Source organism: Methyloceanibacter stevinii (genome assembly GCF_001723355.1).
Classification (GTDB): domain Bacteria; phylum Pseudomonadota; class Alphaproteobacteria; order Rhizobiales; family Methyloligellaceae; genus Methyloceanibacter; species Methyloceanibacter stevinii.
Genome location: NZ_LPWE01000012.1, coordinates 76,769 through 89,823 on the forward strand (window position 1 = coordinate 76,769; position 13,055 = coordinate 89,823).

Here is a 13,055-nt window from a genome sequence, read left to right on the forward strand (position 1 = left end):
GGGCCCAATTCTCTAGGTAACCGGACTTATGGACATATTCACTTCGCTCGCCGGTTTCGGCGGCAACTTTCTCAGCTATCTCATCCCGTTCCTGTTCGTTCTGACCGTCGTGGTCTTCGTCCACGAGATGGGGCACTTCCTCGTGGCTCGCTGGTGCGGCGTGGGAATCAAGGCGTTTTCCATTGGCTTCGGCCCCGAGATTTTCGGGTTCAACGACAAATACGGCACCCGCTGGCGCGTTGCCTGGATCCCGCTTGGCGGCTACGTGAAATTCATCGACGACGAGAATGCCGCAAGCGCCGGACAGAAGTCCCTCGAGTCGCTACCTGAAGCCGACCGCGAGAAGACTTTCCAGGGAAAGACCCTCGGTCAGCGCGCCGCCATCGTCGCCGCAGGCCCGATCGCGAACTTCATCTTCGCGATTCTGATTTTCACGACCATTTTCAGCATTTTCGGCGAACGCATCACCGCCCCGAAAGTGGACGCGATCAACCCGGACAGCGCCGCGGAGCGGGCCGGTTTCCAGCCCGGCGACCTCATCACGAGCATCGACGGGACGAAAATCACGAACTTTTCCGATATGCAGCGGATCGTCGCCACCAGCCCCGACCGGGAGCTCCATTTCGAGGTCGACCGGGACGGCAAAACCGTGGACCTGACGGCAGTTCCGGAGCGGAAGGAAATCACCGACCGCTTTGGAAACACGTTCAAAATTGGGCTGTTGGGAATTCAACGCAGTGCCTCGCCGGACGACTGGACGCTGAAGCGCCATGATCCCGCCACGGCCTTCGTGATGGGCGTCAAGGAATGCTACTTTGTCGTGTCCCGCTCCCTCGGGTACCTCTATGACGTGATCAAGGGCCGTGAAGATGCCGATCAACTCGGCGGTCCGCTGAGAATTGCTCAAGTATCCGGGCAGGTTGCGACCGCAGGCTTTCTTGCGCTCCTCAACCTCGCTGCCATCATCTCGGTCAGTATTGGGCTCATCAATCTGTTCCCAATACCTATGCTCGATGGTGGCCATCTGCTGTTTTACGGAATCGAAGCCGTGAGGGGTAAACCGTTAAGCGAAACCACACAGGAAATCGGTTTTCGCATTGGCCTTGCGTTCGTCCTCATGCTAATGATCTTTGCGACCTGGAACGATCTGATTCATTTGAAGTTTCTGTGATGGTGGGATTGACGGGCAGGGGACGAAAATAACCGCTCAAATTCACCTGAAAAGAGACAGAACGTATCTAAAATCGGCCACAAACAGATGGCCAGCTTGGTCCATAGGCCCATAGCCTATGGGGGGTTTGGGTTAACGGGGGATTACACCAGAAATGGTGCGGTGGACGTTGGAAAGAGGGCTCGCAGCAGTCCTCCTGGTGTTGTGTAGCGTCCCGCTCTCGCTGGGTATCAGCGCGGGCTTTGGCGATCTCACTGCCCTTGCCCAAAATGCCACCATCAGCTCCGTCGTCGTCCAAGGTAATCAGCGCGTCGAAGCCGAAACGATCCGCTCCTACCTCACGTTTTCCGCTGGCGACCCCTACGACCCCGGCGAGATCAATCAATCCCTGAAGACCCTTTTCGCGACCGGCCTTTTCAAGGATGTCCGCATTCGGCGCCAATACTCCACGGTCGTCGTGGTCGTGGTAGAGAATCCCGTCGTTGCGCGCGTGCGGTTCGAAGGCAACAAGGACGTCGAAAGCGACACGCTGAGCTCCGAAGTTCAGGTCAAGCCGCGGTCCGTCTATACCCAAGCCCGCGTTCAGGCCGACGAGCAGCGAATCCGCGATGTACTTGCCCGCCAGGGCCATTACGACGCGCAAGTCAGCGCCCAGGTCATTCCGCTCGGCGGCAACCGTGTGGAAGTCGTCTATCAGATCGGCGAGGGCGTTAAGACCAAGGTCAAAGCGATCAAGTTTGTGGGCAACGAGGCGTTCAGCGCCTCCCAGCTGCGCTTCGTGGTTTCGACGAAACGGACAAGCTGGCTGAGCTTTCTGAAGAACGACAACATCTACGATCCGGACCGGCTCGCTCTGGACCGCGAATTGCTGCGCCAGTTCTATTTGAAGAACGGTACGCGGATGTACGCATCCTCTCCTCGACGCCGATATGTTGCCGGGCGAGGGCGGCGGCGGTTGCTGAACCGGAACGAGGGCGGCTTCGTAATCACGTTCGAGATCTACGAAGGACCGCGCTACGACTTCGGATATATCGATATCGAGAGTGCCTTGCCGTCGTTGGATGTGAACGCGCTCAGTGGCGCTCTCCTGACGAGGCCCAGCAAACGCTACAACGTCGAAAAGGTCGAGAAGACCGTCGAAGCCCTGACCGTCAAGGTGTCAGAACAAGGCTACGCCTTCGGTCAGGTCCGGCCCCGTTTCGATCGCGATCCGACAACTCAAACGATCAACATCACCTACGTGATCGACGAAGGTCCGCGGGTCTACATCGAGCGGATCAACATCGTCGGCAATTACCGAACCGAAGATCAGGTCATTCGCCGGCAGTTTCGTCTGGCAGAAGGCGACGCCTATAACCGTCTGCTGATCGAGGCTGCCCGAAAGCGCTTGCGCTCGCTCGGCTTCTTCAAAACGGTCGACATTCAGACATCACCTGGCAGTGCACCGGATCGCGTCGTCATCGATGTCGTCGTCGTCGAACAGCCGACGGGCGAATTCTCGTTCGGTGTCGGTTACTCCACGACGGAAGGCGTCATCGGCGACGTGAGCGTCACCGAGAGAAACCTGATGGGCCGCGGTCAGTATGTCCGTTTGGGTCTGTCGGGCAGCCTTGAACGTTTCCAGGTGGACTTCAGCTTCACCGAGCCGGCCTTCCTCGGCCGGAACATCGCCGCCGGTTTCGACCTCTTTCACAAAGAAGTCGACCTGACCAACGTCGCCTCGTTCAAGCAGCGCGATACGGGTGGAAACTTGCGTATCGGTTTCCCGGTCGCGAACAACACCCAGCTTGGCCTGCGCTACCGGCTGCAGCGCGAAGAAATCTACGACGCCACGCGGGACGCCTCGCTTGCGATCAAGCAGGCTGCTGACGAAGGCGCCGTCCTCGTCTCGAGCCTTGGCTATACGCTGGCCTACGACACTCGGAACCTGCCGCAGTCGCCGACCAGCGGTATCTTCGCCTCGATCTCGCAAGACTTCGCGGGCGTCGGCGGCGATGTGCAGTACAACCGCTTCATCCTCGACACCCGGGGCTACTACCCAATCACCAACAAGATCACGCTCGTGGGACGCGTCCAGGGCGGTGTCATCGAACCCTGGGGCGGCGAGGATTTGCGTCTGACCGACCTGTTCTTCAAGGGCGGCGAGACGATCCGCGGCTTCGACCGCGCCGGTTATGGCCCGCGTGACGCCTGTCGCGACCCGACAACCGGAAAGCGCGTCCCGGACTGCAGCCAGGACTCCCTGGGCGGCAAGTATTTCTGGGCCACGACGGCCGAAGTACGCTTCCCGCTGCCTCTTATTCCGGAGAACCTCGGCATGCAGGGCGCAGTGTTCGTCGATGCGGGCTCTCTCTGGGGTCCGGGTGAGGCGGCCATCCAGGCGGTCGATATCGACGAAGGCAGCTACATCGAGGACACCGCGGACATCCGCCTCTCGACCGGTGTCAGCCTGATCTGGCAGTCTCCGCTCGGTCCGCTCCGCGCCGATCTTGCCGAGGCCCTGTTGAAGGCCGACTTCGACAGGACCGAGCTGTTCCGCTTCGGCGCCTCAACCGCTTTCTAAAGGTTGCTGCCGTGGGACGACGCGGCGTCCCATCGTCGCGAGCGCTTGAGCGCGGCTCGTAAGGAGGCCCAATGGAACATCCGGGATTTTTCAAACGCGCCGGTCCGTTCACTTTGGGTCTCGTTGCTGAGACTGTCGGGGCAGAACTCGCACCTGACGCTAACCCCAACCTTGAGATCGTCGACGTCCTGCCGCTCGAGATGCGGGTGAGGGGCACTTGTCCTTCGTAGACAATCCCAAATATCTACCCGCGCTGGAGACGACGAAGGCGTCCGCATGCATTGTCGCGCCGAAATTCGTCCGCAAGGTGCCTTCCGGCACCGCTGCTCTCAGGATGCGCGAACCCTATCGTGCTTCGCCAAAGCAATCGCCTTGTTCTATCCGGAATCGGTTCGTCCGAAGACGGCCGGACCGGGCAGGGAGGGGGATTCGGCCCCCGGCGTCCATCCGTCCGCGGTCCTAGAGCCCGACGTGATCGTCGAGCCAGGCGCCGTCATAGGGCCCGAAGCTCATATCGGACGGGGTACCACGATTGCCGCCGGCGCCGTCATCGGCTACCGGGTCCATATCGGCCGGAACAGTTATATCGGGCCCAACGCCGTCGTGACCCATGCCCTTATCGGAAACAACGTCGTCATCCATTCCAGCGTCGCGATCGGCCAGGACGGATTCGGCTTTGCGATGGGGCAGGAGGGCCATATGAAGGTGCCTCAGATCGGGCGCGTCGTGATTCAGGACGATGTGGAGATCGGGGCCAATTCGACCGTCGATCGCGGGGCCCTTCGGGATACGATTATCGGAGAAGGCACTAAAATTGATAATCTCGTCCAAATCGGGCACAACGTCATCGTCGGCCGGCATTGCATTATTGTGTCGCAAACGGGTATTTCGGGCAGTTCCGAACTCGGCGATTTCGTGGCTCTGGGCGGGCAGGTCGGCGTAGTTGGCCACCTGAAGATCGGTGCTGGAGCGCAGATCGCTGGGAGCAGCAACGTACGGGGCGACGTCCCGGCCGGAGCACGCTGGGGCGGCACACCGGCCAAACCTGTCCGGCTGTGGTTCCGGGAGCTGACACTTTTGCGGCAGCTTGCCGAACGTAAGGATGTAAAGATTGACCAAGAAGAAGGCGGGGACGGCGAGTAGCCAGCCCGCATCGAAGGAGCCGGTCCGAATGAACGAGAGCGGAGAAATTCAGAGGCCTGATCGGGTAGAAGCCGCCGATATCATGAAGCTTCTGCCCCATCGGTACCCCTTCCTGCTTGTCGACCGCATTGTCGACATGGATGGGGATCGCTCTGCGACCGGCATCAAGAACGTGACGGCCAACGAGCCCTATTTCCAAGGGCACTTTCCCGGCAACCCGGTTATGCCCGGCGTTCTTCTGATTGAAGGCATGGCCCAGACGGCCGGCGCTCTGTGCATGCGATTCCTCGACGAGTTCGAGGAGCCGCCGCTCGTGTATTTCATGGCCATCGACAAGGCGCGTTTTCGCCGCCCGGTGATCCCCGGGGACACCGTCCACTACCACGTGGAGAAGATGCGCAGCCGCGGCAAAGTCTGGCGCTTCAAGGCGCGTGCCCTGGTCGACGGCAACCTCGTGGCCGAGGCGGAAGTCAGTGCAGTGATCGTCGATACGATCGAGGCAGAGTAAACGTTCCATGTCCAATATTCATGCGACCGCGCAGGTCGATCCGGGTGCCAAGCTCGGGTCGAATGTCGAGATCGGGCCGTTTTGCGTGGTCGGCCCCAATGTCGAGATCGGCGACGATGTCGTCATTCGCGCCAACGCCGTGATCGAAGGGCGGACCACCATCGGGGCAGGGTGCAAGATCTTTCCGTTCGTTTCGGTCGGGCTTGAACCGCAGGACATCAAATACAAGGACGATCCGAGCACGGTTACGATCGGCGAGAACACGGTTCTGCGCGAACATGTGACCGTACACAGAGGAACGTCCACGGGGCATATGGCGACCCGTGTCGGTTCGAACTGCTTTCTGATGATCGCGGCGCACGTGGCGCATGACTGCCAGATTGGAGACAATGTCACCCTCGTGAACAACGTGGCGCTCGGAGGCCATGTCTCCGTCGGCGACGGTGCAATCATCGGCGGGCTTTCGGCCGTTCACCAGTTCGTCCGTATCGGCGCCTATTCATTCGTCGGCGGCATGTCGGGCGTGGCCGCGGATTTGATCCCCTACGGCATGGCCCTGGGCAACCGGGCCAACCTCAACGGCCTGAACATCGTCGGCCTCAAACGCCGCGGTTTCCCGCGCGAACAGATCCATGAGGTGCGCAAGGCCTATCGCATGCTATTCTCGAGCGAAGGCACCATGAAAGAGCAGCTCGAAGACGTCGAAGCGATGTTTTCCACGAACGAACTCGCGCGTCAGATCATCGACTTCATCAAGAGCGATACGGATCGCCAATTCTGCATTCCCAGCAATGTCGCATCGCCGAGCCGCTGACAGTCAGCCGTCGGAAGCCCTCAAGACCACAAAGGTCACGGGGCCGCTCGGCATCATAGCCGGGCGCGGATCCTTGCCGGTGATGATCGCCAACGCGGCCAGGGCCGACAATGTACCGGTCCATATCGTCGGGATCCAAGGCGAGGCTGACTCCGAGATCGAACGCTTTCCACACACCTGGATCAAATGGGGCGAGGTGGGGAAGGTGTTCTCCGCCTTGGACAAAAGCGGCTGCAAGGATCTCGTCATCATCGGTGGCGTGACCCGCCCGCATATCAAGAACGTCCGGATCGATTTCGGCGCCGTCAAAGCATTGCCGTTTCTCCTCAGCCTACGCAAAGGCGGCGACGACCGTATTCTGTCGCGGATCGTGCGCTTCTTCGAACAGAATGGCTATCGGGTGCATGGTGCGGGCGACGTCCTGCCCGAGCTTCTGGTTCCCGAAGGAACGTTGACCCGGCTCTCACCCTCAGCGGACGACAAGGCGGACATGGCGCTCGCCTTCAAGGTCGTCCGTGCACTGGGCCAGTTCGACATCGGCCAGGCCGCCGTCATCGCAAGCGGCTACGTCCTGGCCTTAGAAGCCGCCGAAGGCACCGATGCGATGTTGGAGCGTTGCGCGGAAATCAAACGGCGCGGCCGCAGCCATGGGACCGGCCCGGGTGTGCTGGTGAAGGCGCCGAAACCGGGTCAGGAAGAGCGCGTCGACATGCCCACCATCGGCCCGGAGACCATGCTGAAGGCGGCGGAGGCGGGGCTTTCCGGTGTAGCCGTCGCGGCGCAGCGCGTGCTCATCGCCGACTACAATCGTACGCTCGAGATCGCCAACGAACGGAAGCTCTTTATCTACGGAGCCCCTCAGGAAGAGACGGACGCCTAGTCCCTAACGATCGCCCATGGGAACGAAGGGACGCTCCGTGGCGCCGGTGTAGAGCTGGCGGGGACGGCCGATGCGCTGAGACGGATCCTCGACCATTTCCTTCCACTGCGCGATCCAGCCGACCGTCCGCGCAAGGGCGAACAGCACCGTGAACATCTCCGTCGGGAAACCGAGCGCCTTCAAAGTGATGCCCGAATAGAAGTCGATATTCGGGTAGAGCTTCTTCTCGATGAAGTACTCGTCCGACAGCGCGATCTTCTCGAGCTCCATGGCTACCTTGAGGATCGGGTCGTCCTTCAGCCCCACGGCGCCGAGAACCTCGTGGCAGGTCTTCTGCATGATCTTGGCGCGCGGATCGTAGTTCTTGTAGACGCGGTGCCCGAAGCCCATCAGGCGGAACGGGTCGTCCTTGTCCTTCGCACGCTTGACGTATTCGGGGATCCGGTCGACCGACCCGATCTCCTCCAGCATCATGAGCGCCGCTTCGTTCGCGCCGCCATGCGCCGGGCCCCACAGACAGGCGATACCGGCCGAGATGCACGCAAACGGATTGGCGCCCGACGAGCCGGCCAGCCGGACGGTCGAGGTGGAAGCGTTCTGCTCGTGATCGGCGTGCAGGATGAAGATCCGTCGCATGGCCCGGGTCAGGACCGGATCGATCGGATAATCCTCGCATGGCACTGCGAAGCACATCCGCATGAAGTTGGCCGAATAATCCAGATCGTTCTTGGGATAGATGAAGGGCTGGCCGATGGAATATTTGTAGGCCATGGCGGCGATGGTCGGCATCTTGGCGATCATGCGGATGCTGGCCATCTCGCGCTGCCACGGATCGCGAATGTTGAGGGAGTCGTGATAGAAGGCCGACAGCGCGCCGACGATGCCCACCATGATCGCCATGGGATGCGCATCGCGGCGGAAGCCGGAGAAGAAGCGGTTCATCTGCTCGTGCAGCATCGTGTGGCGCGTGATGCGCACCGTGAACGCGTCGTACTGTTCCTTGGTCGGAAGCTCGCCGTAGAGCAGCAGATAGGCCGTCTCCAGGAAGGTCGTATTCTCCGCAAGCTGATCGATCGGATAGCCCCGATACAGCAGGACGCCCTTGTCGCCGTCGATATACGTGATCTTTGATTCGCAACTCGCCGTGGAGGTGAAGCCGGGATCGTAGGTGAAGCACCCCGTGCGGCCGTAGAGCGACGTGATGTCGATGACATCCGGTCCCATCGTGCCGGAGCGGACCGGCATCACATGCTCGCCACCGCGGAGCGTGACGGTCGCTTCGTCCACGTCGTTCGAGCCAAGCTCTTCTGCGATACTCATCTCAAAACCTCCTGGACATAAGCGGGGTGGCGGGCAAAACGCTCAACCGGATAAAGAGAATAACGACGCCCCCAAAATTCACCGCTTCGTTTTGCGTTGCCGCATTTTCGCGTTGATTTTACTGCAGCGCAACACGAGTTGCTGCATAAATATTACGCACTTTGGACGGCTTGCGTTTGGTCTGCAATTCGCGCCAAAGCCTCGTCGCGCCCGAGAACCTCAAGCACATCGAAGATGCCGGGCGAGGTCGACCGGCCGGTCAGGGCCGCGCGAAGCGGCTGCGCAACCTTACCAAGCTTCCGGTCGGTCCGCTCGGCAAAGGCGCGGACACTGGCCTCGATTCCCGCCGCGGACCAGGGCTCGACAGCCTCGAGATCCGGCAGCAGCTCGGCCAAGGTCTCGCGGCCGCCGCCATCGAGGAGCTTGGCCGCCTTGTCGTCGGGCACGAGAGGACGCTTGGCGAAGAGATAGTCCGCGCTGTCCAAGAGCTCGATCAGGGTCTTGGCCCGTTCCTTCAAGCCCGGCATCGCGCGCTCGAGCTTGCCCCAACCGTCGTCGCCGATGCGTGTAAGCAGCTCGTCCCCGTCCGCAAGATGCGGCACGAGGGTCTTCAAATGACTCACGATCTCCGCATCCGGCATGTCCCTCAGGTAGTACCCGTTGAGGCTTTCGAGCTTGGTGAAGTCGAATCGCGCCGGCGACCGCCCAATGGCCTCGAGATTGAACCACGAGATCATCTCGTCGGTGGAGATGACCTCCGCGTCGCCATGGCTCCAGCCGAGCCGCACCAGGTAGTTCCGCAAGGCGACGGGCAGGTAGCCCATCTCGCGATAGGCCTCGACACCGAGCGCGCCGTGTCGCTTCGACAGCTTCGCCCCGTCCGGCCCGTGAATGAGCGGCACATGGGCATAGATCGGTGTCTCCCAGCCGAGCGCCTCGAAGAGCTGCGTCTGGCGTGCCGCATTGGTGAGGTGATCGTCTCCCCGGACAACGTGGGTAATGCCCATGTCGTGGTCGTCGACCACCACCGACAGCATATAGGTCGGGGTGCCGTCGCTGCGCAGGAGCACGAAGTCGTCCAGATCCTTGTTGGCGAAGGTCACGCGGCCCTGAACTCGGTCCTCGATGACGGTCTCGCCGTCGCGCGGCGCCTTGAACCGGATCGCCGGTGCGACACCTTCCGGTGCCAGGGCCGGGTCCTTGTCGCGCCACGTCCCGTCGTAGCCCGGTGATCCGCCCTCGGCGCGCGCCTTCTCGCGCATGGCCTGCAGCTCCTCAGGCGTCGCATAGCAGCGATAGGCCTTGCCCTCGGCCAGGAGTTGCTCGGCGGCCTCACGGTGACGCTCCGCGCGCGAAGACTGGTAGACGGGCTCGCCGTCCCAATCGAGCTCCAGCCAGCGCAGCCCGTCCAGAATGGCCTCAATGGCGGCGTCCGTGGATCGGGCCCGATCCGTGTCCTCGATCCGAAGCAGCATCTTGCCGCCATGCGCTTTGGCGAAGAGCCAATTGAACAGGGCGGTACGCGCGCCGCCAATATGCAGGTAACCCGTCGGAGACGGCGCAAATCGCGTGATAACGGTCTCGGTCATCGGTGAGGTCTTGACCCGGAAAAAGTGGTTGAGATGAAGAAGGAAAGCGTCCGCGCGAGGGTGTAGCATAAGGGAAGCACGCGGGTAAGGGCAGGCTGGGGGGCCATGCCGGAGACCAGTTACAGCGAGGGTGGAGACGGCGACGCATGGCCGCCGGGCGCACAGCGGCGCCCGCAAGGACTGCTCGCACGCCTTGCGCGAGCCCTCGCTGACGCACTGGAGGCCGAGACCGATCGCTGGATCCTATGGCTGCCCGTCATCTTCGCAGGCGGGATAGCTCTCTACTTTGCCTTACCCACGGAGCCGCAAGCACGCTTGGCAATCGCATTCATTCTCGGCGCGCTGGGCATCTTCCTGTTCGTCCGAGGCTCGCACACTGGGCTTGCCTTGGCCGTCGCGCTTCTGGCGCTCTCTCTGGGTTTCGGAACCGCCAAACTACGAACGGAGCTGGTCCGCGCGCCGGTTCTCCAGGACGAACTGCGGCACGTGTCCGTCGAAGGATACGTGGAGGCGTTCGAAAGGCGCAGCGATGCCCGCGATAGGCTGACGTTGCGCGTGCTCTCGATCGGCTCGCTGATCCCTGCGGAGACTCCGAAACGCGTTCGCGTGAGCATCTCCGGCAAGAACACGACAGTCTTCCCGGGCGAGGCGGTTTCCTTGCGCGCGACGCTGAACCCGCCACCGGAACCGGTCGCCCCCGGCGACTTCGATTTTGGACGGCGGGCGTGGTTCCAGCAAGCTCGGCGGCATCGCTATGCCACGGGCCGGGTCAGCCAACTCGACGGTGCCCCGCCACCGCCGACGGGCGTGCGCCTCTGGGCCCGGATAGACCGGCTTCGAAACGCCGTCGGCGCGCGTGTGCGGGCCGCGCTGCCCGGCGAGGACGGCGCGATCGCCGTGGCCCTGATCACCGGGGAGCGGGGCGGCATCCCGAGGCGCGTGACCGAAGCCATGCGGGACGCAGGCCTCGCGCATGTCCTCGCCATCTCCGGCCTTCACATGGTGATCATGGCCGGCAGCGTCTTCTGGCTCGTGCGGGCGTTGCTCGCTAGCGTGCCGGCGCTTGCCCTGCGGTACCCCATCAAGAAATGGGCGGCAGCCGCCGCGCTCCTGGCCGCCACGTTCTACCTGGTTCTGTCCGGAGCGGCCGTCCCAACTGTCCGCGCATATTTGATGATGGGCGTCGTCATGATCGCGATCATGCTCGACCGCCCCGCGATCACCATGCGCAATGTCGCTATCGCTGCGCTTGCCATTCTCGCATTCGCGCCCGAATCCCTGTTCGACCCGAGCTTCCAGATGTCCTTCGCGGCTGTCATCGGTCTGGTGGCGGTATACGAGGCTCTATCGGCCCGTGACCGCGTGTCCGCGGCCGAGACCAGCGCCCTGTGGCGCCGCCTGCGCTGGACCGGCGCGCTCGTGCTGGGGGCGGGCCTGACGACCCTGATCGCGGGCACGGCCGTGGCACCCTTCGCGGTCTATCACTTTCACCGCATGACCCATTTCGGCATCGCGGCGAACATGCTCGTCGCGCCGCTTATCAGCCTACTGATCATGCCGATGGCACTCCTGTCCTTGATCGCCATGCCGTTTGGCCTCGAGCCTGGCCGCCTAAAGGTCATGGGATATGGAATCGAACTCATGGTGGGGGCGGCGGCGTGGGTGGCCTCCTGGCCCGGCGCCGTCACGGTCCTGCCGGATCTGTCGGGCTGGTCGCTCGCGCTCATCGCGTTGGGCGGTCTGTGGCTATGTCTATGGCGGACGCGGCTGCGGGCGCTCGGCCTCGTCATCGCCGCACTGGGACTCGCATTGGCACCGCCCGGCAACCGTCCCGATGTGCTGATCGAGCGCGACGGGAAGACGGCCGCCATCCGCGGCGCGGACGGGTTGATCTTCCCGTCGGCAACCGCGGCAAGCTACAGCGTCGAGAAATGGCTCCTGGCCGATGGCGACGACACCGACCCGAAGGGCCTGCCGCGAACCACGCCGTTTCGCTGCGATCCGCTCGGCTGTGTGGGCACGGTCAAAGGAAAGACGGTTGCGCTAATACGCGAAACAGGTGCCATCGCCGAGGACTGCCGCAAGGCCGATATCGTGGTGGCGCCGTTCAAGCTCGGTAGGGCCTGCAAAGCCCCACGCATCATTGTCGACAGGGCGGCGCTGTCGACCCAAGGCGCGCACGCGCTCTACATCGAAGGATTGTCCATTCGGACGGAGACCGTTGCTGAGCACCGCGGAAGACGCCCCTGGTCAGGGCACGCGGTAGCTCCTGCCACCGATCAGCGCGAAGCCTCGGAACCGCAGACCGATCCCGAAGGGCAGGGAACTCAGTAGCGGCGAATAAGGCCCACGAGCCGCCCTTGAACCCGCACACGGTCCGGCCCGAAGATGCGGGTCTCATAAGCGGGATTGGCCGCTTCCAGCGCGATGGAATCGCCCCGCCGGCGCAGACGCTTCAGCGTTGCTTCCTCTTCGTCCACGAGAGCGACGACGATGTCGCCATTGTTGGCATCGTCGCACTTGCGGATCAGGATCGTATCGCCCTCCAGAATGCCGGCATCGATCATCGAGTCGCCCTTCACCTCGAGCGCGTAATGCTCGCCCTTGGCCAGAAGCTCCGGCGGCACTTCGATCGTATCCAGCTTGGTCTGAATGGCCTCGGCCGGCACACCGGCCGCGATGCGGCCCATGATCGGCAGCACGACGGTCTGTCCGTCGGAGGCTGCCCCCGCCACCGGAGTCGACGCGCGCCCGAGACTGCCTTCTCACGCTTGGCGAAAAGCCGCGTCCGCGCACGGCAACGCTCTGCGGCACCGATTCGGGAAGCTTGATGATTTCCATGGCGCGTGCCGGTGGGGTAGGCGGCGCACGAAGCCGCGCTCTTCCAGCGCCGTGATGAGTCGATGAATGCCCGATTTGGACCGAAGATCCAAAGCTTCCTTCATCTCATCGAACGAAGGCGGAACGCCTGACTCTTTCAACCGCTCATGAATGAACATGAGAAGCTCTTTTTGCTTCGCTGTGAGCATCTGGCCCCCTATTTGAGCGGCTCGAACCGAGCACCAAC

General features: G+C 62.4%; 8 protein-coding genes and 2 pseudogenes. 7 read left to right on the forward strand and 3 right to left on the reverse strand.

Annotated features, from left to right (window positions below; all coding sequences use genetic code 11):
- Positions 1-28 precede the first annotated feature (28 nt).
- The 6 genes and pseudogenes from rseP to AUC70_RS09910 all read left to right on the forward strand — a co-directional run bounded on the left by rseP (position 29) and on the right by AUC70_RS09910 (position 7,079).
- Complete coding sequence (gene rseP / locus AUC70_RS09885; protein ID WP_069444721.1) at positions 29-1,171, forward strand: RIP metalloprotease RseP; 1,143 nt, start codon at positions 29-31, stop codon at positions 1,169-1,171.
- 154 nt (positions 1,172-1,325) lie between these two features.
- On the forward strand, positions 1,326-3,734 hold the full coding sequence (gene bamA / locus AUC70_RS09890) for an outer membrane protein assembly factor BamA (RefSeq protein WP_069444722.1): 2,409 nt from the start codon (positions 1,326-1,328) through the stop codon (positions 3,732-3,734).
- A 71-nt stretch (positions 3,735-3,805) separates the two neighbouring features.
- Positions 3,806-4,877: pseudogene (gene lpxD, locus AUC70_RS09895) on the forward strand (UDP-3-O-(3-hydroxymyristoyl)glucosamine N-acyltransferase).
- A gap of 28 nt (positions 4,878-4,905) precedes the next feature.
- Complete coding sequence (gene fabZ, locus AUC70_RS09900; RefSeq protein ID WP_045369927.1) at positions 4,906-5,385, forward strand: 3-hydroxyacyl-ACP dehydratase FabZ; 480 nt, start codon at positions 4,906-4,908, stop codon at positions 5,383-5,385.
- 7 nt (positions 5,386-5,392) lie between these two features.
- Positions 5,393-6,199, forward strand: a complete 807-nt coding sequence (gene lpxA, locus AUC70_RS09905) for an acyl-ACP--UDP-N-acetylglucosamine O-acyltransferase (RefSeq protein WP_069444723.1) — start codon at positions 5,393-5,395, stop codon at positions 6,197-6,199.
- Positions 6,177-7,079 (forward strand): LpxI family protein, encoded by a 903-nt coding sequence (locus tag AUC70_RS09910; protein WP_069444724.1) that lies wholly within the window; start codon positions 6,177-6,179, stop codon positions 7,077-7,079. Before lpxA ends, AUC70_RS09910 begins: the two co-directional genes overlap by 23 nt.
- A gap of 3 nt (positions 7,080-7,082) precedes the next feature.
- On the opposite strand, the gene gltA is transcribed toward AUC70_RS09910, so the two are convergent.
- Both gltA and gltX read right to left on the reverse strand, forming a co-directional pair.
- Entirely contained in the window at positions 7,083-8,399 is a 1,317-nt protein-coding gene (gltA, locus tag AUC70_RS09915) for a citrate synthase (protein ID WP_069444725.1), read from the reverse strand.
- Between the two features lie 152 nt (positions 8,400-8,551).
- Positions 8,552-10,057: a glutamate--tRNA ligase gene (gene gltX, locus AUC70_RS09920; RefSeq protein ID WP_425283594.1), complete on the reverse strand. Its 1,506-nt coding sequence runs from the start codon at positions 10,055-10,057 to the stop codon at positions 8,552-8,554.
- A gap of 36 nt (positions 10,058-10,093) precedes the next feature.
- On the opposite strand from gltX, the gene AUC70_RS09925 reads away from it, so the two are divergent.
- Complete coding sequence (locus AUC70_RS09925; protein ID WP_083241463.1) at positions 10,094-12,322, forward strand: ComEC/Rec2 family competence protein; 2,229 nt, start codon at positions 10,094-10,096, stop codon at positions 12,320-12,322.
- Here AUC70_RS09925 and lexA read toward each other — a convergent pair.
- Positions 12,316-13,017 (reverse strand): annotated as a pseudogene (gene lexA, locus AUC70_RS09930) (transcriptional repressor LexA). The gene AUC70_RS09925 and the pseudogene lexA sit on opposite strands and share 7 nt — an antisense overlap.
- Positions 13,018-13,055: the final 38 nt, after the last annotated feature.